Origin of the sequence: Clostridioides difficile ATCC 9689 = DSM 1296 (assembly GCF_001077535.1) — a bacterium.
Lineage (GTDB): Bacteria > Bacillota > Clostridia > Peptostreptococcales > Peptostreptococcaceae > Clostridioides > Clostridioides difficile.
Genome location: NZ_CP011968.1, coordinates 3,448,631 through 3,473,504 on the forward strand (window position 1 = coordinate 3,448,631; position 24,874 = coordinate 3,473,504).

Consider the following 24,874-nt stretch of genomic DNA (forward strand, 5'->3'; position numbering starts at 1 on the left):
TCACTTTCTTTTAGTAATGAAATGATGCTGATATAAAAATTATAATTTTATATATTAAACTTCATGTCTTTTTAAGGAGTTGGAATATCATCTGGAATAGGACATTTATATGTTTTACCATTCATAGATTTATCAAATTCTTCTTTTGCCTTTTTAGCTATCTCTGGATTATTTAATATTTTAGCTCCAAACATAGCCATAATTTTTGATGCATATATCATACCTTTTTCTCCTATAGAACTTCCTGCACAAGATGTAAACTGCCAGCTATGACCTGGTGCACCTAGATTCGTACACCCTGTAAAAAAGTATGCTGTCGGAACTATATGCATTACATCTCCAATATCAGTAGAGCCATAACTATTAAAGTTTGTAACATTTCCTCCACCATAATATAGATGAGTTCCTTCTGGCAAATTATATTTACTTATCATAGCCTTATATTGTTGTGGGCTTTGTCTATCTAATTCAGCTGCAAAATCCAATTCCTCTCGAGTCCAAGGCTCTTGTTTAATCTCATTCATACATTCTGATACAAGATTTGCTAAAACATGATTGTTTAAAGTATTATAACATCCTCCTAAAAATTCTACTTCAACTTCAGTTTCAGTCATCATTGCAGCTCCTTTTGCTACCTTTACAAGTCTTTCATATGTACTTTCTACAGCTTCTCTACTTAAAGCTCTTGTATAATACCATACTGATGCTTTATCAGGAACTATGTTGGGTGCTACTCCTCCATCTGTAATTGTATAATGAATCCTTACATCAGAAGTAACATGTTCTCTCAAATAATTAGCTCCCACATTAGTAAGTTCCACAGCATCTAGTGCACTTCTTCCATTTTGAGGGTCTGAGCCTGCATGTGCAGTCTTTCCCTTAAAGTGAAACTTTACAGAGTTAACAGCTGTTGAAGTACCAATTGTAGCTTCACTAATTTTATTTGGATGAAAATTTATAGCTAAGTCTAACCCTTCAAACGCTCCACCTCTAGCCATAAATCCTTTACCTGTTAATTGTTCTTCTCCTGGACATGCATAAAATACTATAGTCCCACTTAAGTTATTTTCTATCATCTCTCTTTTAAGCCCTACTACTGCCCCTACATGTGCTGTACATAATAAATTATGCCCACATCCATGACCATATGCACCCAATTCAAATGCTTCTTGTTTTGTTGAAACTTTTTGATTTAAACCAGGTAATGCATCAAATTCTCCCATAAAACCTATAACTGGTTTACCTGAACCAAAACTAGCTCTAATAGCCGTGGCTAAACCTCCTACACCTACTTCCACATCAAATCCTTCACTTCTTAGAAAGTTTGCTGTATTTTCACATGCTTTAAATTCTTTAAATGCTTTTTCTGGATTTTCCCATATTTTCTTACTTAAATCATCAAGTTTGAATCTTTTTTTATCTATCTCATTTATAGATATACTTCCTATCATTTTCTATTCCTCCTATAAATCTATTTACTATCAACCAAATATAATTGGACCTATTATACTAGCAAATGCCACTGATGCAATGGTTACAGTAACAAATCCTCCTATAATCATCTTTGGTAATAAATAATCTGTTGCCCTTTGTTTTTCTTCTTCAGTTCCTTCCATAGCATCAATACCTTCATTGGAAATTATCTGTGTTGCAGGATAAGCTAGCATACAAGTTACACCAATTGCAGCTGACATTCTTGGAGAATATCCCAATAGTTTTCCTACAATTGCAGTAAATAGTATTATAAATACAGAGCCTACAACAAGTATTCCTATAGTTGGAATAATCATCCCAAACAATGCTGTTGGAGTTACCTTAGCAAGTCCTCCAGGTAACATCAACATACAACCAAACATTATAATTCCATTAGATTGAGATTTATCTAAAATTCCTTTTTCTAAAAAACCTATTCGTGTAAAAATCAACCCTACTAACAAACATGCTATGTTGGGATTTAAATAATAGTTTGCAGGGGTAAATCCTGGTATTAAAGTAGCCAATCCTACAAAATTACCAATCATAGCAACAAATGAAAGCTTTGCAAGATATACTAAAGTAGATGATTTTTTACCTAAATCTTCTTTAAAAATTCTCATACTTGGAAGTTTAAAATTACTTTTTGACTCATCTTTCAAAAAATCCCCGTTATCTCTTTTAAATTTTAATTCTTTATTTATACAATATGTAGTTATCGGAATGCCAAAGAACTTTTGAAATGATAATACTAGAATTACAAATGCAGCAAGTTCAGGTCTATTTGCAGCTTCTGCAACAGTTGTTACGATAATACCAGCAACAGTAGAACCCGCTATTGGAGGTGCTGCTATTAAAGCATACTCTCTACCAAATAACATACTACCCACTGTTAAACAGCCAACCCCTATTCCTACAATACCTACTAATGCAATTACAACCGTTTTCCATTCATGACATAAGTCTTCAAGATTTATAAGTGTTCCTAAGTTAGTTATTAATAAAGCTATACCAAAGTTGCTCATTGCAGCTAATATCCCTGATGCTCCTGTAATGTCTTTTGGTAAAATATTTGTCCAAAATCCTAGTAAAAATATAATACATACAAATAACAATGTTGAAATTGCACCTTTTGTTTTCTTAGATAAAAACTCACTAAAAGCATAAATCATTACACATACAGTAAAGCAAGTAAGTGGATTCCAAAAATTTTCCATTGTTGTTTCCTCCTAAATATAATAATTTTTTATCAATAAAACAATAATTATAAAATGTATATTATGCAGTTATTCTTAACTACATATGGTATAGCTTGATATTTTTTGATGATATTATATACGTCCTAAATTATTCCTAAAATATCTAAATAAATATAACTAGAGTTAACTCTCTAAATATTAACTATAGTTATCAACTTACTAGATTTCTTTTTGATTTTTACTTTCTACATAATTTTACGAGTTAGAATTGTACTTCAACTACTCTCTATATTAGTATACATGTTGGAAGACTTATATTTATTTAAATATTAGATATAGAATACATTTTTATAAACGTCTTAAATTATTCTTAAAATATCTAAAACGAAATAATAATATACCCATTAAACCAATATTATCAGAATATACTTCACTTTAAGTCTTCTTTATATAGAAATTTTATCTATTAGTGCATCCCCTCCTTTGTAAATTAGACTATTTCTAAACGAATTTAGATATCTTATTCCTAGGAACTATTACTAGAAACAAAAATTATTTATTATATTAAATCAATGATAAGCCATACTTTAAAATTCTTTCTATACAAGTATGATTTATCATATAATGACATCTATACCTTTATCTTTATAGTAGTCCTAAATTATTCTTAAATTTACAATAAAAATAATTTCACTATTTATAAAAATACTTGTTTTTATATTGTCAAACTATTCTTAATATAGATTATAATTTTAAATCTTTTCTTTGTCAATATATTCTGACATTTTTCCAGAAAATTTATAAAGTTATATAGTGAGTAAATCATACTATTTTTATATAATGAGTAAATTATACTATGAATATGTCTAAATATTTACTTAAGTATAAACATAAAAAATGTGTATTCTCCTTTTTATAGTAATTTTAGTTGCCATTACTTTTAAGAAGAATACACACTTTACTTTAAAGACCCTATACTCTATTTTAAATGCTTTACTAGACACTAATTAACATTAGTTCCTAACTTCTATTTATCTTATTCCTACCCTACTACTATATCCGTAGAAAAATCTAAAACTTCTCCATTAGATTTTATTACTTCTTTGTACCAATCAAATGATTTTTTCTTATATCTCTTAAAACTTCCTTTGCCTTCATCATCTAAGTCAACATATATAAATCCATATCTCTTACTCATCTGACCTGTAGTTGCACTGACTAAATCAATTGGTCCCCACATCAAATATCCAAAACATTCAACATTATCCTCTTCAATTGCAGACTTCATTTGAGATAGATGCTTACTTAAATATTCAATTCTATAATCATCATTTATAGTTCCATCTTCTTCGATTTTATCATATGCCCCTAAACCATTTTCTGTAATTAAGATAGGTAATTGATACTTTCTGTAAATATAGTTCAAGGTAAATCTTAAACCTATAGGGTCTATTGCCCATCCCCACTTACTTTGTTCCAAATATGGATTTTGAATCCCACCAAATAAAGATTTATCACCTGATAAATTTTCTTTTGGAGTAGATACACTTGAAAAATAATAATTAAGTCCTATAAAATCTAACTTACCTTCTTTAAATGCTTTTTTGTCTTCATCAGTCACTTCAATAGTTATATTATTTTTTTCATATTCTTTTAATTTATATTGTGGAAACTTCCCATTGCACATTGCATCAATTTGATAATAATCACGGTCATTATCTAAAAATGCATTTAACACATTACTAGGATTACAATTGTATGGATAAATTGGATTTAGTCCAAATACACATCCAACTTTATTGTTGGGATTGATTTCTCTAGCCAACTTTGCAACCTTTACACCCGCCAAAGTCATATTATACCCTACATTTGCCAATGTTTGAACCTTATTTTCTATTTCACTATACTTAATACCTGCTATCATATAAGTAAAAATATCCGAGTGCTCTGTTTGAGGGTCAATATGGTTCATCTCATTAAATGTAACCCAGTACTTTACCTTATCATCAAATCTTCTTATTACAGTCTCACTGTACTTTAAATACAAATCTATAAGTTTTCTGTTATTCCATGAACCATATTTATGTACTAAATTCATAGGTAATTCAAAATGATATAGTGTTACAATAGGTTCTATATTATTTTCTATTAATGTATCTATCAGACCTTCATAGTATTTAATCCCTAATTCATTAGGATTTTCATCATCTCCATTTGGAAAAATTCTTGACCAATCTATAGATATTCTTAATGCACTAAATCCCATTTCTTTAAATAAAGCTATATCTTCTTTATATCTATTATAAAAATCTATTCCATTATGAGATGGATAATCCAATTTTTCTTCTATTTTATCAGTAATTACTCTTGGCGTTTCATAAGAGCCCTTAGTTACAAAATCCATAATTGCAGGTCCTTTGTTATCACTATCCCATGAACCTTCACATTGATGGGCTGCAATACTTCCTCCCCAGAAAAATGTATCTTTAATATTCATGAATTTTCCCTCCTAAAATTTATACTATTACAGTTAATAATTCTTCTGATTCATCATTTGATGAGATTACATCTAAATAATCGCTAGTATTTGTAACTACAGTTATTATAGTAGAATCAAAGCCTTCCTCTATAATTTTATCAGATTCAAATACTGCTAAAGCATCTCCTTTTTTAACCCTTTGATTTTGTGTTACAAGACTTTCAAAGAATTTTCCATCTAAGTTTACAGTATCTATCCCAATATGAATTAATATTTCTAATCCTTCATCAGTCACTATACCATATGCATGTTTAGTTGGAAATACTATAGTTATAGTTCCATCTACAGGAGATATAACAGTTGATTTTGATTCACTAGGTATAACTCCAACCCCTTTACCTAATGCTCCAGATGAAAATGCTTTGTCATTAACTTCCCCAAGTGCAATTACCTGACCTTTTGCAACATTTCCAATACTAATAGTTCTTGAATTGTTCTCGTTGATTATTAGTTCTAATTCTTTTTCATTATCACCCTTAACTTCTTCTTTTTCATCTGAAGGTATTCCTAGTAAATAGGAAGCTGCTGTTGCTGCTACAAATGATACTACTACACTTATTATCATAAATGTAAAGTTAGATACTTCTCCTCCAACAAGATATGTTGGTAATGCAGCTAATCCCCAAACCATTCCATATGTTTTAACTTGAGCTAAACCTGCTATTAAACCACCTATACCTCCACCTATCATTACTGCTACAAATGGTCTTCTATATTTCATAAACACACCAAACACTGAAGGTTCTGTAACTCCCATAAGTGCACTAAAACTTACTGTACCAAATAGTTGTTTTTGTTCTTTATTCCTAGTTTTTAAGAAATATCCAAACATTGCACCACAAACTGCAATATCAGATATTGTTGCAGCGCCCATAAAAATTGGGTCATACCCCAATGTTGTCACAGAATTTAAAGATATAGGCATAGTAAAGTTTGCTGCACCAAAAACTATTAAGAGTGGTTGTAAAGCTGCATACAGTGCAACAACACTCCAATTACCCAATGTATCAATTAAAAACATACATGCATAGTTTAATCCATCACCAATCCACATACCAATAGGTCCAAATACAGTTAATGTAACTGATAGAGTTATTATTAAAGATAATACTGGAACTAAAAAATAGTGTAGTGCTTTAGGTAATATTTTTTTCAAACCTTCAATTATAATTCCCATTGCCCATACTCCTAAAAGTATTGGAATAAAACTGTTTGCATAAGTTGTAGCCTGTAAATTTATACCAAATAAACTTAATCCTTCTACACCATCTATTGATGAAGATAATAACGTAACTGCTAACACTACTGCTATATAGGGATTTACATTAAGTCTTTTTGCTGATGCTATTGCAATTAATACTGGTAAGAAGTGAAATGTAGCACTTCTTAATGTATCTAATATTTGATATGTAGGACTGTCACTCTGAAGTATGCCAGACATATTTAAAAGTGCTAATATACTTGCAAGTATACCAGCTGCAAGTAGTACTTCAATTACTGAAGTCATAGTCTCTGAGACTACCACAAAGATGGAATTAAATATACCTTTGATACCTCTAATTCCCTTTTTTCTTTCACTTTTTATACTTGATTCACTTGAACTTAAACCTATCATAGACATAAACTCGTTATATACATCTACAACATGAGTACCTATTATAATTTGATAAGCAACATCATTAGAAACTACATCAATTACTCCTTTTAATTTTTTAATTTCTTCTGTTTGAGCGATACTCCTATCATTTAAAGTAAATCTTAAACGAGTAACACAATGCGCTACCGACTTTATATTTTCTTTTCCCCCTATAAGTTTTATTATATTTTCATTTAAATCTTTATATTTCATCTGATTTTGCCTCCAGTCTTTGAGTCACCCTATTTATATGCAACATTAAATAAGTTTCTTCACTTATAGATATATCGACATTAAATTGTGATTTTATATATTTTCTTATCTTTTGAACACTTCCAAATGACTTTGGATAAAGTTGACTTACTTGTTTATATAAATCTATAGAATTATCTTCATCTATTGAAGCTTCATCCGACATAATTCTTTGGATAAAGTACTGTAGATGAGTAGTAAATCTCATATAATTTGTTGAAGTTTCATCTAGCTCTACATTAAAATGATATTTTATTATAGAAACTATATCTGCTAAAGTTCTCAACTCTACAATTGTACTATCATGAGACTCTTTATTTACCTCCATATTTACAAAATGAAGTGCTATTGATACTGCCTCATCATCAGGAAGATTAATTCCCTTACTATCACCAATTAATTTTAGTGCATGCATTCCAATTTCAAAATGCTTTGGATAAAATCTTTTAACATTCCATACCAAAGGACTTTTTATAAATTGATTCTTTTCACATCTTTTAAGTAAAAACTCTAAATGGTCTAGTAAGGTTAAGCTTAGATAATCACTTGACTTTATATTTAAAGCTTTCTCACCATATTCAATTATTTCATTAATAAGAACTATATTATTGGAGTCTGAGTTTTGTAGTAGATAACTAAAGTGTTCTAGCATATCGTATGAATCTAGTATATATGTTCTCTCTATTTCATTTTCATTTATTACTTGTCCCACTCTTTTTTTAAAGCCAATTCCTTTAACAAATACAATAATTTCATTTTTACCTCTTTTTACTAAGGCTACATTATTATTTAAAATCTGAATTATTTTCATATATTCCTCCCTTCAATAAAAAGAACTCAAGCATATATGTATAGAGTATCCCTCTATTTTTCACATATATACTTGAGTTCTGCCTGCTAATCAGTAACATACTCAAAATTATGACTACGTCGCCATAATTAAAATTCTTTTTTGTTTAATTTCATATTCTATATGTTATACTATCCATATAAATCTGTCAACGGTTTCCTAGATATTTTTTTTTTCTATAACTACAAGCTCTGTTATGCGATTATCTGACAAGGTTTATATACTAAATTGATACTATTTTACCGTCACTAATATTTATAATATTGTCTGAACCATTATCTATTTTACTATTATGAATTATCATAGTAATGCTTTTAAATATAATGAACTGTATGTTAACAAATAAATTCTTAAGATATATTAACATATAAAGTCTTAAGTTTAGTTTTATTTAATCACTATTAAGATATATTAATAGGTAAAGCTTCAAATTTAGTTTCATTTAAATGCTAGTAAGATATACTAATATATAAATACTTAAATTTAGTTTTATTTAAACACTAGTAAGATATACTAATATATAAATACTTAAATTTAGTTTTATTTAAACACTCTAGTGATATTTTTAAATAAATTTTAATAAAAATCATTCTATTTTGTCATAAATCATTTATCTGGCTTATATTTAAGATATATTGGTGGATACTTTACACTTTTTAATTCCTCATTACTTCTTAAAAGTTTATTATTATTTTCCATATCATAAATTTGTAACATTACTTTATTTACATATAGAGCATAATAATTATCACTATAAAAATATTGATACTCATATCGAGGGTCACCTTTGTAATACACTTTGTATAGTATTCCTTCGTAACTTGCCTTCTTGGCTTTTTCTTTTGTAATACTTTTTATATTATCTTTTGAAATATCTTGCTTTACCATATACTTATCAATATATGTTTCAGCATCTTTCCATGGTTTAATGTAGTTTTTATATACAACAAACCCTGTTACACTTATAATACCTATAATTAATACTATAAAAATAACTTTATATTTTTTCATATTAATCCTCCTTCATTTATTATTTAAAACTCGATATAATGCACTAAAAAAAGGATGTTATCTTTTTTATTAAAATATAACATCCCTCATATTTAGCATCAATATATATGCCCCAACTGGTAGGTTAAAAGACCCCACTGTCAGTACTTTGATTAAATTACATGTATGTATATATATTTTTAACAAATCTATTATATGTCAACTTGTCTACTATTACATATAATCTGTAATATTACATCTGCTGCTTTTTTTGAGCCTCCTGCATTATAAAAGCTTTTTGATAGTTTAGTTGCATTTTCTTTATATTCATTGTCATTTATAACTTGAAATACTGCTTTTTTAATACTTTCTGACTTATCCTCTTTTAACATAATTCCTGCTCCCAAATGAACAACTCTCTTAGCTACCATTCTCTGCTCCGAATGTTGAGGAAATAATACCATAGGTACTCCATAATATAAACTTTCATTAACACTATTCATCCCAGAATGAGTAACAAACACATCAGTTTTTTGAAGTATAGCAATCTGTTCAACACTATTTTTAACCTCAAAATTATTTGGTATATTTCCTAAACTTTTAATATTAGTACTTCTACCAACAGACATAATCACATCAACATCAGAATCTTTAAATGCATTTATACAGTTTTTATAAAAGCTAACATTTTTATTATTAATTGTACCAAGCGAAATATATATTAGCTTTCTTTTTCTCTCTTTAGGTTCAATAATCAACTTTGATACTGATGGACCTACAAATGAATACTTACTAGAGAAGGTTTCTACCATTGGTTGAAATTCTTTTGATGTATATACAATGGTATCCGTATCATTATCATTAGAAACTATAGAAATAAAATTTTTTACTTCATACCCTTTTCTTTGTAAAAGCTTTATTTTTTTATTAATGCGTCTTACACCAAAAATCATACGTATAATTTCTATAAAGTTTTGTTTCATCAACTTTGCTGTATGTTTATTAAATGCAAAAGTTGTTGTAGAGCATACATATGGAATATTAAGTTTTTGTGCAAATAACTTTCCCCAAAAACTTAATGAATCTGATACAATGCAATCTGGATTAAAATCTTTAAGTTCTCTACAAACTTTTTCATCTAAAGAAATAGTAGTATCTACTATCATCTCAATTAATCCAGGAAAATCCTTACCAATTTTTTTCTCATCTCCAGGGAGTAATTCTGGAAGGTATTTATCACAACAAATAAATTTTGCTCCAGCACCTTCAATTTTATCTTTAAATTCATTAAAAGAATAATACAATACCTCATTTCCTCTATCCACTAATTCACGAACTACTTCAATAGTAGGATTAGTATGACCATATGCAGGAATGCTAAAAAATACTATTTTACTCATATTTCATACCTCCTTTTATAATTTTTTTAAATCATTCTTCTTTACGTACTACTCCCACATGACCTATAAAATTTATCAAATCACGTTGATGAACAATTCCTAATCCTCTTTCCTCATCTCCAAGTACCAATAATTTATCTCCTGCATTTATATTAAATACTTCTCTTGCTTCTTTTGGAATGACAATCTGACCACGTTCACCAACTACAACTGCTCCAAAGAAAAACTTTCCTTTAGGAGGTACTATAATACCTGTTTTTTCTTCTGAATGATTAACTAAGTCATCTAGTTTGACATTGTACAATTTTGCAAGTTTAATGCAACTACCTATATCAGGAATAGATTCTCCACTTTCCCATTTTGCTATTGATTGTCTAGAAACATTAAGTTTTTCAGCTAATTCTTCTTGTGTATACTGGTTGATTTTTCTTAGACTTTTTAAATTCTCATTAATCATATTTTTCATACCTCCTATGTTTATAATATTGGATTTATTATTTAAATTCTATCAACTAATCTTAACATTCATATATATATTTATATACTTTTATTATATAAATTTATTATTCAGGTAACATATTTCCTTAAGTTATCGTAAACAAAAAAACAAGCACAAATCTACTAACTGTTGTTAAAGTATTTAAGTTAAGGTCATTTACATTATCAAATATTTCTACACCTTTAAAATAACCTTTATATTTATAATCTTTCATAAGCAAATTATTATCCCTTCTCATATACAAGTCCAGTTGATGTCTTGTTGCTAAATTTAATGGTAATCAAATTCTTTACCAATAAGTATAAAAATTACTAATGTGTTATAATTTTCTTAACTACTAAATTTTACATACATTTGAATAGAATATATCAATAAATTACTATAATAAATAAAAAATTAAGAGTTAAAATAAAAAATAGTTAGGGAGATATTATTATGATTTTATATTTTAGCGGAACTGGTAATAGCCGATATGTGGCTCGTAAAATTGCACAAGAATTAAATGATGAACTGATATCACTAAATCAACTTATAAAAGAGGAAAAAACAGATGAATTAATATCAGCAGATAAACCATTCATATTTGTATGTCCTACTTATGCATGGAGATTGCCAATAGTGGTTACGGATTTTATAAAAGAAACAAAATTTCTAGGAAGCAACAGAGTTTACTTTGTAATGACTTGTGGTGGAGATACAGCAAAATCCATAAACTATATTCAAAAACTATGTAAATATAAGGAATGGCAATTAAAAGGTATGGCAGAAATTAAAATGCCAGAGAATTATATAGCTTTATTTTCTACAACAGACAAAGAAACATCAAAACAAATGATTAAAGAAGCAGATAAACAAATATATAGGATTATTTCTGATATACGCAATGAAAATGAATTTGAAACTATTACTCCTAGTGGCTTAGGAGGTACAATTAAAAGTGGTATAATAAATACAGTTTTTTATAAGACAATTATTAGTGCCAAAGGATTTCATTATACTGATAAATGCATTGGCTGTGGAAAATGTGTAGAGCTATGTCCTTTAAATAATATTAATTTAAAAAACAAAAAACCAGTTTGGAAAAATAACTGTACTCATTGTATGGCATGTATTTGTGGTTGCCCCACTGAAGCTATTGAGTATAAAAATAAAACTCAAAACAGAGAAAGATACTATTTAGAATAATATATTCTTAATATTTAAACCATTATAAAATGAACTATACCCATTGTTTTATACAGTTTTACATATTTTAACTGTCTCCTAAGATGGGTATAGTTCAAAAGATAGTGTCTCAAAGTGAACTTTTTAGTTCCTAAATCAATCTTTTTTGTATTAAATCAAGTATAATTTAATCACCTTTTCTTATATCATTTTCACTAATATGTTGTATTCCAACAAATATAAGATTTATTAGCTCTGTTAGTGACTTCCATTGTGATTTTTTTGAATCAAGATAATAATAATTTTTCGTTCCTTCTCTACGCAAATTAACAATCTCTGCTTCTTTTAATATCTTAAGATGATGAGATACAGCAGGACGAGAAAGATGTGTTTTTTTTGTGATTTCTCCCACTCGTATACCATTAAAATCACTCTCTAAGAGAGCAATTAAAATCAATTGTCTAGTCTCATCACCCATAGCAGAGATAGCTTTGCGACATTCTTTAAATTTAGACGTTATTTCTTGCATTCTTTGTTGACATTCTTTTTCCATAAAATCCACCCTCTCTTATAAGTATCTAACAGTTGCTACTTCTTTCTGTGCAGTACGTCTATATTTAACATCTGGGTATCCAATTACTAATGTTGTAAGAACATGATTACTGCGTTTTAGACCTAAAAGCTTTTTTAACTTTGGCGAATTATTTGCTACATCTGAAAAATATCCACTAAATAAAACACCTAGGCCATAAGACTCTGCCATTAATGCCATATTTGATGCTGCAAGTGAACCACTAATCTTATCTTTTGTAATTATCATTATTGCAATAGGAGCATGCTTAAAGAAAAAGTTATCGTCAATCTCAACTTCTTTTGAATATTTAATAGCTATATTTGCAATAGGTTTTATTTTTCTAAAAAATTTCACTGCTTCGTTTTCATAAATTGACTTTTTATTGTCTAAAACAATATATGATACATCTTGTGAATTTTTAGCACTAGGGGTATACCTACCTGCCTCAATAATTTGCTTTACAATTTCTGAAGAAACTTCTTTATCTTTAAATTTACGTATACTTCTTCTAGATTTAATTGCCATTAGTAATTCATCTGAATCTAGCTTTGGCTTATTTGTAAGTTCTATAGGAGGTTCATCAAATCCTGTCAAGGCAATAGCTTTTGTGGGACATATTGCTGCACAATGTCCACACATTAGACAATCTTGTTTTTTAATTACTGACTTTTTATTTTCTATAATTATATTGTTTACTGGACAATCATTTTTACAAAGCCCACATCCAATGCAAAGTTCTTTGTCAACTTCTATTATATGTTGGTATTTCATATTCATTCATCTACCTTTCGTTTATTAGTTTAAACTATTATAACACGTAGACATTTTTTATATTCATTGGTAAAGAATTTGATTACCATTAAATTTTTAATTTCTCTATTAAATAAATTTTTCATAGAATTTTAAAATATCATAGTTTATACATAATAAAAAAGACAAGCTTAAAACCTAAGCTTGCCTTTTTCATCTTTTATTACAAAGTAAATTGCACTTACTTCCCATACTTCTTAACAATTTTATTTTCTAAAATTTTATTTGTGAATCATACTATTGCATCAATACAATGTAAAATAATTCTATATTGATTTTCTATAGTTAAAAAAGTTAAAAATTATACTTATTATTAATTTTTATACTCTTCTTATTTAATACAAATTTCTTATTTAACATAGATTTCTTGTCTAATATAAATCTTCACCATTTGAAGCAATTACTTTCTTATACCATTCAAAACTTTTCTTTTTCATTCTTCTTAGACTTCCATTACCACTATTGTCTCTATCTACATATATAAATCCATAACGCTTTTCCATTTCACCTGTACCAGCACTTACTAAATCAATAGGTGCCCATGTAGTATAACCTAATAAATCGACCCCATCTATAGAAACTGCATCATGCATAGCTTTTATATGTTCTCTTATATAATCAATTCTGTAATCATCTTCTACATAACCATTTTCATCAGCTATATCTTTAGCACCTAATCCATTTTCTACAATAAATAGTGGCTTTTCATATCTATCATATACATGATTTAGTGTAATTCTCAAACCTAATGGGTCAATTGGCCATCCCCATTGACTGTATGAAAGATATGGATTTTTAGCAGATATAAATATGTTTCCTTCAGCCATATCATCTGCATTTTCATCGGTTCTAACACAACGGCTATTGTAATATGAAAATGAAATAAAATCTACTGTATATTTATTCAATAATTCAATATCACCAGGTTCCATTTCTGGTGTAATACCTTTTTGCTCCATATACTTTAACGCATAGTTAGGATATTTACCTTTAGATTGTACATCCACAAAGAAGTAATTTTCTCTATCTAACTTTGTAGCTTCCCATACATCATTAGGATTACAACTATAAGGATATACACTTCCAGCTGCAAACATACATCCAATTAAGTTATTTGAATCAACTTCATGTGCTATTTTAGTTGCAATTGCACTAGCTACAAGCTCATGATGGGCAGCTTGATATTTTATCTTTTCAACATCTTCACCTTCTTCAAAGCAAATACCAGCACCCATAAATGGAGCATGTAAAATCATATTTATTTCATTGAAAGTTAGCCAGTACTTCACTAATCCTTTATATCTTCTAAAGATAACATTGCATAATTTCTCATAGAAACCTATCATTTTTCGATTACGCCATGCACCATACTTTTTAACTAAATGCATTGGACAATCAAAGTGTGTAATAGTGACTAAAGGCTCTATTTTATATTTTTTACACTCCTTAAATATATTTTCATAAAATTGAAGTCCCTTTTCATTTGGTGTTTCTTCATCACCTTTTGGAAATATTCGACTCCATGCAATGCTCATTCTATATACTTTAAATCCCATTTCAGCAAATAACTTTATATCTTCTTTATAATTATGATACATATCAATACCAGTTTTAGCTGGATAATAATGCTCATCATCAAAATCAAACATTTTTAGTTTCCCTGTAATAACTGCTGTTCTATCTTTTCCTGTTGGACATACATCTACATTTGCCAATCCTCTTTCGTCTTCATTGTATCCACCTTCACATTGATTGGCCGCAGTAGCTCCTCCCCATAAAAAATCATTCTTAAAACTCATAGTCAAAGCCTCCTAAAATTATAACCAAAGCACTAGATTATGCTAATACCTCAATCTTTACTAAAATAAGACTGTAATTAGATTGTCTTCTAATTCAATATTTTTACTTTCTGTTTCTACTACATCTAAAAATTGTGATGAATTTGTAATAACAATTGGAGTTACAGTACTATACCCCAACTCTTTTATTGCATCAACATCAAAGTTTAATATAGTTTGACCTTTTGTAATTCTATCACCTTGTTTTATACATGCCTCAAAACCTCTTCCCTCTAATTGAATAGTATTTAATCCAATATGAATAAGCACTTCAACACCTGTATCAGAAAGAATCCCTATAGCATGTAGACTAGGAAATAAGGTTGTAACTACCCCATCTACTGGAGCAACTACTTTTCCATCACTAGGTATTATTGCCACCCCTTGACCTAGTACACCAGATGCAAATGCTGCATCCTCTATATCACTTAATTTTAATACTTCACCTTTTATAGGACTTGTTACTATTTCTCTTTCTAATTTAGTAGACTTGACTTCTTTTATTTCTTCTTTACCCTTATTTCTTACTTTTTTAGACTCTTCTACTTTCTCATCTTTATATAAAATCATAGTTAATACAAAAGCTACGACCATTGATATAGCTATACCAGAAAGAGCTACTATTAAGTTACCCATTCCCCCATCTGGTTCAATCATTGCTGGAAGTTCAAATATTCCCATTCCTCCAGTTATAAATTTTCTAAGATTAAAGAATCCATAGAAAGCGCCTCCAATACCACTAGCAATACAACTTATTATAAATGGTTTCTTTAAAGGCAATAATATTCCATAAATTGCTGGCTCTGTAACTCCAAATATACCAGATATAAAGTTTGGTATTGCCATCTCTTTTAGTTTTTTATCTTTAGTCTTGAAAAATATTGCCAACACAACTGCCGAACTTGCAAATGTACAGGCAAAGAATGGCATCATAACATTATCATATCCTAAAGTCATAACATTGTTTATATATACAGGAATAAATCCCCAGTGCATACCAAAAATAACAAGAATTTGCCAAGTAAATCCTACTATAGCACCTGCCAATAGTGGACTAAAATCTCTTATTGAAATTACAATTTGTGAAATAAGTGTAGAACCAAATGTTGCTATAGGACCTATAACTATAAGTGCAACAGGCACTGTTATTAATAATGTAAGCATTGGCACAAAGAAAAACTTAACTAAATCTGGAACACACTTATTAAATAATTTTTCACACCTAGAAGCAAAATACACTATAAATATAATTGGTACGACTGTTCCAGTATAATCAATTGATACAATTGGTAGTCCAAAAAAATCAATATATACTGGTGATGCAAACATTGTTCCTTTAAATAAAGTGTACATCACATCTGCTCCTACTGATATACTGCTACCTTGTATAGCAGGATAACATACTGCAGCTCCTAGTGCTAATCCCAACATTGGTTTTAATCCAAACTTCTTAGCTGAAGTATATCCTAAGAACAAAGGAAGGAATGTAAATAATGCATCTCCCGCTGCATTTATTACCATATAACCACCAGATACATCACTATATAATCCCATTGCTACAAATAATGCATTAAATCCTTTCAACATACCACAAGCTGCCATTATTCCTAACACTGGCTGAAAAATTCCTGATATTATATCTATACCTTTATCTAGTATATTACCTGATTTTTTAGTTTCTGAACTTGTACTTGAATCATCTAAACCAATTATTTCAACTACATCTTTATAGACAGCTTCAACATGATTTCCTATAACTACTTGATATTGTCCTCCACTTTTCATTACAGTAACAATACCTTCCATGTTTTTTAATACATTGTCATTTGCTATACTTTCATCTTTTAAAGTAAAACGTAATCTTGTAATACAGTGTACTAATCCACTAATATTTTCTTTTCCACCAACATTGTTTACTATCTCTTGTGCTAATTGTTTGTATTTTCCCATTTTTCTCCTCCATATTTCGTTTAAATTAATTTTTTGAAATTTGAAGGTTTGGCCAACTCAATGTTACCATCCAACCATAAATATAATTTTGTTAGTATCACTCCTTTCAATCATTCTTAATATACTGCTGAAAAATTATTTCACTTACATATTTGAGTCTTTAACTACTTTAGCTAAATGTATTGTTAAATATATAAGTTCATCATCTGTTAATATGTAGTTATATTGTTTTTTAATGAAATTTTTAATTTTAACTACACATTCAAACTCTTTATTATATTTAGATTTAATAATGCTTAGTAATTCTTTGTCTGTCTCACCTTCATGTGCACTATCTAAAAGCAATCTTTGCGCAAAAAACTTTAAATGCATTATAAATCTATAATAAAACACTGATTCTTCATGAAATTCTATCCTAAAATGATACCTAACTATGCTAAGTACTTCTTGTATTAACTTCGTAATATCAGATGCCAAAGTATGACCTTCACTTAACTGAGCATTCACTATATGAAAGGCTATAAATCCAGCCTCATCTTCTGGTAATTTTATACCTGTTTTGTTTTCAATAATATCTAGTGCTTTCATTCCAATTTCAAACTCTTCTTTATAAAATCTTTTAATTTCCCAAAGGATTGCATTTTTTACATTTATTCCTTCTTTCATTCTTTGAATTGCAGAATATGTATGGTCACTTAAGGATATGTAAATACTTTCATTTAGCTTCTTGTTTAACTTTATTTGTGCGTATTCTATAATTTCACTTGATAATTTCATGTGTTCTATAGGAATATTATTGAGTAATTCTTGTAGTTTGTTTGATATTTCTTTATTTGATATTCTAAATACTTTATTTACTTTAGTTTTATCTATTAGATTGCCTTTTGATTTTTGATAACCAATTCCTTTACCCATAACGATAACTTCTTCATCATTATCATCTAATGTGATTATAACATTATTGTTTAATATCTTATTAATTATCATGATTATCCTCCTTTTAAGCATAAAAAAAGCTTATCCATAATAATGGGCATACTCCTTCCTAGGATACTGCTATTATTAATGAATAAGCTTAGCTTGTCCTTAAACAATTACTACCTAATTCCAATTAATATGATAAAACATCAGACATATTTTGTCAACTTTTTATTTCCATATACTTCATCAATCTTTTGTGTTGCTTTTTGTCAGTTATAATAATTATTCTTATTAATATTAATTTAATAGAGTCCATTTTTAATAGTTTTATTATAATTTTTAAAATCAACAACATTAAATCCTTTATCTATTAGAAGATTATATGTTGTTATATGTTTTAAATTATATTTTCTTTCTCACCTCTAAACTATTCTCTATCTCTTATTTATTTCTGTAATAAAAAACGACCTTCTATAGTAATTTAAGCTCTCACAATAGGTTGTTTTTCGATTTATAAATTCAATTATTAACCTCTTCATTTGACTTAAAATCTATACTAGATTTGTCTCAATAAAAAATTTATAAGTCTAATTTAATATTTCTTTGAGCCAATATAAATATAAAACAATTTATAGACAATACTACTAAAAATTCTATTAAAATCAATAAATAATTAATATTATAAGCTCTCTGCAACAATGAAATTAGTAAGAATCTAAATAGTTCATAAAAAATTGCTATAAGAGTACTTTGGATAATTGATACAATTATCATTTCTAATAAACCTATTTTTATCAATTTTCGTTTACTCATTCCTACTCTATACATAATTTGATAATCTAGTACTCTCCTTATAAAAATAATTATTTGAGATGTTAGTATTAGAAGTATACTTGACAATGACACAGCAAATATAATATTCAAAAGTAATGACTTTTGATCATCAACATATGTTTTCATAGAATAAGCAAAATCATTATAGTCTTCTAAATTAGCATATTTATCATTATGTAATAATTTACTAAGTAAAGTGTTATCTAACTTTTCTTTAAAAAAATATATTACTGGTTGATTTTTAGATAAATCAAGGGTTTTAGGTGAAATATTTTCATTTATATTTATATATCCTAAATCTACACCTTTGTTCAATGATTTTGGACTTAAAAATCCTATTACTTTAAAGTCTATCTTCTTTCCATTAATTCTTAACTTTACAGTATCGCCTAGTTTATAATCTATTAAGTATCTATGAAGATAATTATTTATAATTATACTATTTTCTTTATCATTTTCTTTGAACCAGTTTCCATACTCTAAATCACTTTTTAATATTGTCTGTTTAGTATTGAATAAATCAACACTTAAGTCATTTAAATCATTCATTACATCTTTTCTATTCTCATATGGAATTTTTTCAATATAATCATTAACAGAAATATTATTTACTGACTCTATACTATCTATTTTAATTGGATAATATTGAAAATAATCTATATCATTTTCGATAAGTTTTTTATCTGTAATTAATTTTCCTTCTAAAGTTGTTTGATATACAATTGAATTTTTTATACTATTATCAACTTCATAATTGCTAAACATAGCAAAGGTTATTTCAGATATCATAAACAACAACAAAACAAATATTATTGTTATTGTTAATAGACTAGAGCTAAAAGCATTGGTTTTACAATCATTATTAAGATATATAAAAGTAATCGAGTATTTTCCCTTAATAATTTTTTTAATTAAACATACCATTTTTAATAATGCATATATCAAACTGTATACCAATAAATCTAGTAGTATTAATCCTAAAATAAAAAAAATACCTAGAAAGGACTTCACATATATTGTAAAAGAAATACTTGTTAAAAATATTACAAGAATTATATCTGGAATAAAGTTAAATTTATATGAAGACAACATACTATTATCTCTATTTATTCCTTCATAATGTATTTTTTTAACAAAACTTATAGGAATTAATGAGAATATTGATGTTTCAATTATTATAATAACTATTGAAATGAAAATATTTTTGATAATACTCAAAATAGAAATATTAAATAGATTAATATGTTGTAAGTTAATATAGAATATAGTTATAGGAATCCCCAAAATAATACCTATTATAATCCCCTTTATAGTAATTGACATAAGTTCAGTAAATACTAGAAAAGATAAACTTCTTTTTTTAATTCCTAAAGCCTTAAAAGTTGAAAAATCATTTATTCGATTTAAAATAAATACAATAAATGTAGAACATAGACAAATTCCAGTGCTTAATAATGAAATAGCTCCAATTAAATTTATTGAATCTAATTGCATAGATATTCTCTTTATTATTGACTGTTCTAGTTCATCAGTTGTTCTAACTTCAAAATGGTTTTTAAATACATTTTTTATTTCATTTTTAATATTTTTCACATTTTCTTTGTTTATTATATTTATATAAGCTACATTATATTTAGTTTCATTAGGCAAATATACATAACTTTCTCCAACTACCTCTTGGCCAACCTCTGCTTCTTTTTGAGCTGTACTTAATGAAAACCTTTTTGGTATTATATCACTAACTTTAAAATATGTATCATCATAAACTGAAGAATGTAGTTTTAAAAACACTTTATCTCCTATATTTACATTTAATTTATTAGCTGTTTTTTGGGATAAAACTATATCATTTTCATTTCTTAATTTTAAATATGTATTTTGCATTTTTATATTATTTACTACAGTCAATTCAGTACTTTCAATCATACCATTTGACAATATATTTGTATTCATACTACTTCCCAACTGAAAATCAATAGATTCTTTACCTTTTAATTCTTCTAACTTATCTATTTGTTCACTTGTAAAGTAGTATTTATTATATTCTATATTTTGTATTTTTATATCTCCACCATTTGTTATAGCCATATTTCTCTTAACTTCACTTGAATATGTATCCGTTAACACTCTTGTAAAAAGTAATATTGCTGTGGCAAATACAATAGATATTATACAAGAGATTTTTAATAATTTATTATTCTTCAAACTATTCTTACTATATATTTTATAAACTTCATGAAATATCAATGTATCACCACCTATTTTATAATAGTTCCATCTTTAATACTTATAATCCTATCACTATATTCTGCCATTTGAATATCATGAGTAACCATTACTATTGTAGTACCATATTCATTGTTTATATTCTTAAACAATTTCATTATAGCATGACTATTAGTACTATCTAATGATCCAGTTGGTTCATCAGCAAAGAGTATATTTGGAGAACAAACTAGAGCTCTTGAAATAGCAACTCTTTGCTTCTCACCACCTGATAATTGTTTAATATTATTTTTTGTTTTTGATGTCAACCCAACCTTTTTAATCATCTTATCTACTATTTTATAATCTTTATTATCAGAAAAAATCAATGGCAATTTTATATTTTCTTCAACAGACATTGATGTAATTAAGTTAAATGATTGAAATACAATCCCTATCTTTCTATTTCTATATTCAGCAAGTTCATCATCAGTTAATTTCGATAAATTCTCACCACAAACTTTCACGTTTCCAGTATAGTTTTTATCAAGACCACTTAATATACTTATTAGAGAGCTTTTCCCACTACCACTAGCACCCATTATAGAAACAAATTCTCCTTCTTCTATGTATAAATCTATATTCCTTAGTATAGTAAGTTCTGTGTTTAACAAGTCTACAACTTTAGATAAGTTTGAAACTTCAATTATCATTTTTTTCATACCATTATTTCCTTTCATACAAAACTTTTAAGATTGATTATTAATTAAAACAGAGTATATAGGACACAAAATATTAGAGAAACTTATACAAGCAAGCTTTTTTGAGAATGATATATTTTCTAAAACTGTACAAATCTTAATAGGTCATTATATTTCTTATTATACATAAGATTGCTTGACCAAAAGTTAGTAAAATTATAAAAAATAAACTTTTTCAATGATAAATCTAAAAAATATAATATCATCAATAATTCGGAAGTGGGATTTAATTTAATACTAAGTTTTAGCTTAGATATACAGAATCTCTCCCCAAAATTTATATATTTATAACACTTTATGTTATAAATATATGACTCTTTCAAATAAATTTCAACAGAATATTGCGAATACTTGATATCATCTTATAAGTATAATTTATAAAAAATTTCATGATAAATATTTAAGAATTACAGATACTATTATAAAACTACTTTTTTATTACATTTTATAGAACTCTCCACATAAAAAATGCTTATAACTTATGGCATAAAATGATTCTTTAATAAACATTACAATACAAGGCTAAACTATTCTATTAATCATATTATTTATTAATCACCATCCTAATGGACTAATAACTTTTACATGTACAATTTTATACATTATAAATCCTATAGTACACCCAAGAGACCATCTTCCTGTAGTAGGAATATAGGTATCAAATTTCTTCTCCAAAATAAAAAATATGCCAAACCTTAACAAAACATATTTTTATATATTTTACTAAAGTTTGACTATTTAAGAATCGTATTTTTTAAAGTTTTAAATTGAGTTTATCTTAATTATTATATAACTATTATTTACTAAGTTTTATAGGTTAATCACTTTTATTATAAATATTTATCATGAATTTTTTTATCTCATACTATTTAACACACTTCCTTAATTTACCTATACCTTCCTTAACATTTTTTTCAACTCCAAAAACATATGTCATAATAAATGGAGCAACCAATGCTATAAATATAACTATAAGTCCATTTACTATATTTGAAATCCCCTTTTCCCCTGATAATCCAAGTACTGCCATTATACTATTTTGTGGAACATATAAAGTCACATGAGTAATTCCTGCAAATAACCCTGCGATTCCTGCTCCTATAGATGCTAACATAGCAGGTTTTTTAAGTTTCAATGTAACTCCATAAAGAGCTGGTTCAGTTATACCCATAATAGCTGATATCCATGCAGCTGATGCTAACTGTTTCATCTTACTATCTTTGCTTCTTAATGCTACAGCTAATGTCGCGCCACCTTGCGCTAAATTAGCACAAACTTGAGATATTAATATTAGCGATTCTTGTCCTGTAGTTGCAAATGCTGATATGAATATAGGAGTCAATGCATGATGCATCCCTGTCATAACGATAAATGGCATTGCAGCTGCTAATAAACAAACCATTATAAATCCTAACCTTCCTTGTAGTAAATTTATTATACTAGCTAATCCCTCTCCTAAGAAATTTCCTATTGGTCCAATTACTATTAATGCTATTGGCGCACTTATTAATAATACTAAAGTTGGATTTAAAATTGTTTTTAACATGCTAGGTGTTAATTTATCAATGAATTTTTCTATATATGACATCATCCATACTGTTAAAAGTGCAGGGATAACAGATGCTGCATATATAACACCTTGAATTGGTACTCCTATAAATGATATAGGGTCCCCACTTGATACCCATGCAGAGAAATTTGGATGTAAAAACACACCTACTACTATAACTGCTATTGATGTATTAACATTAAATTTTTTAGCTGCATTTATTGCAAGTATTATAGGCATAAAGTAAAATGCTACATCTCCTATTATATCTAATACTCTATATGTACTTGAATTTGATGATAGCCAATTAAAAGTGGTGCAAAGAGATAATATAACTTTTATCATCCCAGATGCTGTAAGGGCTGGTATCATAGGTGTCATACAACCAATTATTGTATCTATTATATTATTTAAAATACTATTTTTTTTATTTTTATTTTTTATATCGCTTTTAATATCTCCTGTGGTATTTATCCCCTTATTTATTATTGCATTAAATACAACACCTACCTCATTACCTATTATGACCTGATATTGAGTTGAAGTTGAGTTTACTCCAACTACCTTATCTATAGATTTTAATTTATCTGCATTGACTTTCTTTTCATCTTTTAAGATGAACCTTAATCGTGTCATACAATGAGTTAAGTCAATTATATTATCCTTTCCTCCAAGTCCATCAATTATCAATTGAGCTACTTCTTCATATTTATTCTTCATACCTTATCCTCTCTTTTAAAATAATTTTTAATATAATTTTAATCCAAATTAATCTTTTTACTCCAAGCTTGTAATAGTGTATTGTAATTTAATAAGCTAGTATCTTCTACAATATGGTCATATTTTCCTAGTACTTCTTTTTTCCCCACACCAATTGATGTCATATTAGCAGCATTTATAGCTTTAATACCTGAATAAGAATCTTCTATTCCTACACAATCATATTGTTTTAAATTTAGAATCTTGCTCCCTTCAATAAAAATATCAGGATATGGTTTTCCCCTTTTTAATAAAGATGGATTTACTATACAATCAAATTCATCTTTTATTCCCAAAGATTCTAATATCCTAGGTGCATTCTTACTAGCAGATGCTATTCCCAATTTCACATTATTTTTTTTAAGTTCTTTTATAAGCTCATTTATCCCTGGTAATATATCTTTATATGTTAATGAGTTTATTAACTTTATATAAATGTTATTTTTTTCTTCACACACCTTTAACTTTTCCTCTTTAGTATAACTATCTACTTTATTAGCAGATAACAATATTTTATCTAATGATTCTTCCCTGCTTATGCCTTTTAATTTTTCATTAAAAGTTTCATCTATTTCTATATCTAGCGATTTTGCTATCTCATGCCAAGCTTCAAAATGATACTTAGCAGTATCTGTTATAACTCCATCAAGATCAAATAAGACTGCTTTCAT

At 27.6% G+C, this 24,874-nt stretch carries 19 protein-coding genes and 1 pseudogene; 1 reads left to right on the forward strand and 19 read right to left on the reverse strand.

All coding sequences use genetic code 11. The features are described 5' to 3' along the window. Positions 1 to 71 precede the first annotated feature (71 nt). The 10 genes and pseudogenes from CDIF1296T_RS16115 to CDIF1296T_RS19905 form a co-directional block, all read right to left on the reverse strand. Positions 72 to 1,451 (reverse strand): M20 family metallopeptidase, encoded by a 1,380-nt coding sequence (locus CDIF1296T_RS16115; protein ID WP_003440019.1) that lies wholly within the window; start codon positions 1,449 to 1,451, stop codon positions 72 to 74. A 30-nt stretch (positions 1,452 to 1,481) separates the two neighbouring features. Beyond that, a complete protein-coding gene (locus tag CDIF1296T_RS16120; protein WP_009898210.1) occupies positions 1,482 to 2,690 on the reverse strand; it encodes a hypothetical protein in 1,209 nt (402 codons plus the stop codon). 1,024 nt (positions 2,691 to 3,714) lie between these two features. Further along, a complete protein-coding gene (locus CDIF1296T_RS16125) occupies positions 3,715 to 5,169 on the reverse strand; it encodes a glycoside hydrolase family 1 protein (protein ID WP_003440025.1) in 1,455 nt (484 codons plus the stop codon). Between the two features lie 19 nt (positions 5,170 to 5,188). Beyond that, positions 5,189 to 7,060: a beta-glucoside-specific PTS transporter subunit IIABC gene (locus CDIF1296T_RS16130; protein WP_009898212.1), complete on the reverse strand. Its 1,872-nt coding sequence runs from the start codon at positions 7,058 to 7,060 to the stop codon at positions 5,189 to 5,191. Next, complete coding sequence (locus CDIF1296T_RS16135; protein ID WP_009891460.1) at positions 7,050 to 7,910, reverse strand: PRD domain-containing protein; 861 nt, start codon at positions 7,908 to 7,910, stop codon at positions 7,050 to 7,052. The genes CDIF1296T_RS16130 and CDIF1296T_RS16135 overlap by 11 nt, the downstream gene beginning before the upstream one ends. 645 nt (positions 7,911 to 8,555) lie before the next feature. Further along, entirely contained in the window at positions 8,556 to 8,960 is a 405-nt protein-coding gene (locus CDIF1296T_RS16140; RefSeq protein ID WP_009898214.1) for a DUF3139 domain-containing protein, read from the reverse strand. A 191-nt stretch (positions 8,961 to 9,151) separates the two neighbouring features. After that, positions 9,152 to 10,339 carry a macrolide family glycosyltransferase gene (locus CDIF1296T_RS16145; protein ID WP_009898216.1) on the reverse strand — a complete coding sequence of 396 codons (1,188 nt, stop codon included), beginning with the start codon at positions 10,337 to 10,339 and terminating at the stop codon, positions 9,152 to 9,154. A 31-nt stretch (positions 10,340 to 10,370) separates the two neighbouring features. Continuing rightward, complete coding sequence (locus CDIF1296T_RS20095) at positions 10,371 to 10,586, reverse strand: AbrB/MazE/SpoVT family DNA-binding domain-containing protein (RefSeq protein ID WP_332986634.1); 216 nt, start codon at positions 10,584 to 10,586, stop codon at positions 10,371 to 10,373. 27 nt (positions 10,587 to 10,613) lie between these two features. After that, positions 10,614 to 10,805: pseudogene (locus CDIF1296T_RS20100) on the reverse strand (helix-turn-helix transcriptional regulator); the annotation flags it as partial. Between the two features lie 118 nt (positions 10,806 to 10,923). Then, a complete protein-coding gene (locus CDIF1296T_RS19905; protein WP_021361070.1) occupies positions 10,924 to 11,052 on the reverse strand; it encodes a hypothetical protein in 129 nt (42 codons plus the stop codon). Positions 11,053 to 11,273: 221 nt separating this feature from the next. Here CDIF1296T_RS19905 and CDIF1296T_RS16160 point away from each other — a divergent pair, with 221 nt between their 5' ends. Next, positions 11,274 to 12,023: an EFR1 family ferrodoxin gene (locus CDIF1296T_RS16160; RefSeq protein WP_003440038.1), complete on the forward strand. Its 750-nt coding sequence runs from the start codon at positions 11,274 to 11,276 to the stop codon at positions 12,021 to 12,023. Between the two features lie 166 nt (positions 12,024 to 12,189). Here CDIF1296T_RS16160 and CDIF1296T_RS16165 read toward each other — a convergent pair whose 3' ends face one another. The 9 genes from CDIF1296T_RS16165 to pgmB all read right to left on the reverse strand — a co-directional run bounded on the left by CDIF1296T_RS16165 (position 12,190) and on the right by pgmB (position 24,874). Further along, complete coding sequence (locus CDIF1296T_RS16165; protein WP_003440040.1) at positions 12,190 to 12,555, reverse strand: ArsR/SmtB family transcription factor; 366 nt, start codon at positions 12,553 to 12,555, stop codon at positions 12,190 to 12,192. A gap of 15 nt (positions 12,556 to 12,570) precedes the next feature. Further along, the gene (locus CDIF1296T_RS16170; protein WP_009898222.1) at positions 12,571 to 13,347 is read right to left on the reverse strand and encodes a nitroreductase family protein; all 777 of its coding nucleotides are present in this window, start codon (positions 13,345 to 13,347) and stop codon (positions 12,571 to 12,573) included. Between the two features lie 410 nt (positions 13,348 to 13,757). After that, positions 13,758 to 15,185, reverse strand: coding sequence for a 6-phospho-beta-glucosidase (locus CDIF1296T_RS16175; protein ID WP_009898224.1), 1,428 nt, complete (start codon positions 15,183 to 15,185; stop codon positions 13,758 to 13,760). A 60-nt stretch (positions 15,186 to 15,245) separates the two neighbouring features. Then, positions 15,246 to 17,174 (reverse strand): beta-glucoside-specific PTS transporter subunit IIABC, encoded by a 1,929-nt coding sequence (locus CDIF1296T_RS16180; protein ID WP_009898226.1) that lies wholly within the window; start codon positions 17,172 to 17,174, stop codon positions 15,246 to 15,248. A gap of 144 nt (positions 17,175 to 17,318) precedes the next feature. Then, on the reverse strand, positions 17,319 to 18,161 hold the full coding sequence (gene licT, locus CDIF1296T_RS16185) for a BglG family transcription antiterminator LicT (protein ID WP_009898228.1): 843 nt from the start codon (positions 18,159 to 18,161) through the stop codon (positions 17,319 to 17,321). Between the two features lie 513 nt (positions 18,162 to 18,674). Next, complete coding sequence (locus CDIF1296T_RS16190; protein ID WP_009898230.1) at positions 18,675 to 21,176, reverse strand: FtsX-like permease family protein; 2,502 nt, start codon at positions 21,174 to 21,176, stop codon at positions 18,675 to 18,677. Between the two features lie 11 nt (positions 21,177 to 21,187). Continuing rightward, positions 21,188 to 21,856: an ABC transporter ATP-binding protein gene (locus tag CDIF1296T_RS16195; protein ID WP_009898231.1), complete on the reverse strand. Its 669-nt coding sequence runs from the start codon at positions 21,854 to 21,856 to the stop codon at positions 21,188 to 21,190. 904 nt (positions 21,857 to 22,760) lie between these two features. Beyond that, the gene (locus CDIF1296T_RS16200; RefSeq protein ID WP_009898232.1) at positions 22,761 to 24,164 is read right to left on the reverse strand and encodes a PTS transporter subunit EIIC; all 1,404 of its coding nucleotides are present in this window, start codon (positions 24,162 to 24,164) and stop codon (positions 22,761 to 22,763) included. Positions 24,165 to 24,202: 38 nt separating this feature from the next. Next, a complete protein-coding gene (gene pgmB / locus CDIF1296T_RS16205) occupies positions 24,203 to 24,874 on the reverse strand; it encodes a beta-phosphoglucomutase (protein ID WP_009898233.1) in 672 nt (223 codons plus the stop codon).